1 protein-coding gene and 1 pseudogene are annotated in these 949 nt (G+C 57.3%); both read right to left on the reverse strand.

The genetic code is table 11. The features are described from left to right. Nucleotides 1–353, reverse strand: a pseudogene (locus FDW87_RS22755) (tail assembly protein); the annotation flags it as partial. Then, a partial coding sequence (locus FDW87_RS15355) for a C40 family peptidase (RefSeq protein WP_137379938.1) occupies nt 251–949 on the reverse strand: 699 nt, incomplete at its 5' end. The pseudogene FDW87_RS22755 and the gene FDW87_RS15355, both read right to left, overlap by 103 nt.

The following is a 949-nucleotide window of genomic DNA, read 5'->3' on the forward strand; positions in this document are numbered from 1 at the left end:
GTAAAAAAGGACGCGCCTATTGCCACAGCACCCAGCACGACCTGAAACAGGCCACCGGATTTTGCCCCTGCCATACGCGGGACAATATGAATAATGGCCCCGTCCGGCAGCGGTTCATGCAGACGGGCTGACACGCTGGTTTCATCCACATCCTGACCGGCGATGCGTATCTGATACCAGCCATCATTCATTTTCTGCCGGAAGCCCGGAACCTGTATGGCCAGCGCGTAAATGGCCTCGGCCCCCGTTTTTATACTGAGGCTGAAGCGGCGGCCAAATCGTTGTAAATCCCCGTGAAGGCAGAGTCGTGCCATGCCCGGTGTCGCCATATCGAGTGTGTGCGGCGTTGCCATTTTTCAGAATACCTCTCGCGTTTACTGAGCTGGTCAGGAATATGGTGCAGCAGTTCGCCGTCGCCGCAGTAAATCGCGGCATGGTTGGCAACTGATGAACCAAAACAACAAATCAGAATGTCTCCGGGCTGTGCCTCTTCAGCATTCACCCGATAAAAACCTGTCGCCTCCAGATTATCCAGATACAGATTCTCGCCCTGCTTCCACCAGTCCTCCCCCCGCGCAAAATCCGGCATCTCAATACCCGCCAGATGGTACGCATCTCGGAACAGGGTGTAACAGTCCGTCCCCCCGTGCTCAAATGCCCGCCCGGTGAGGAATGGCATGCAGCGAAATTTGTATATCCGGTCATCGCAGACCAGCCACCACGGCAGGCCACTTTGCACCTGCAGGCGGCGATCAACATCGCTGAGAAACGGCTGGCCATCGGGATGGCTGTGTACCAGGGCCACCACATCGCCTGCCGCCTGCGCCTGAAGGTAATCTGCCGGATCCATGCGGAAATACAGAGTCGGTTCAGCGGAAAGATTCTGGCAGGGAAAATACCGCTCCCCTGCGGGCGTGTTCACCACCCAGCCACACGATTCAGCCGGCGC

Origin of the sequence: Citrobacter sp. wls826 (assembly GCF_005281245.1) — a bacterium.
Lineage (GTDB): Bacteria > Pseudomonadota > Gammaproteobacteria > Enterobacterales > Enterobacteriaceae > Citrobacter > Citrobacter braakii.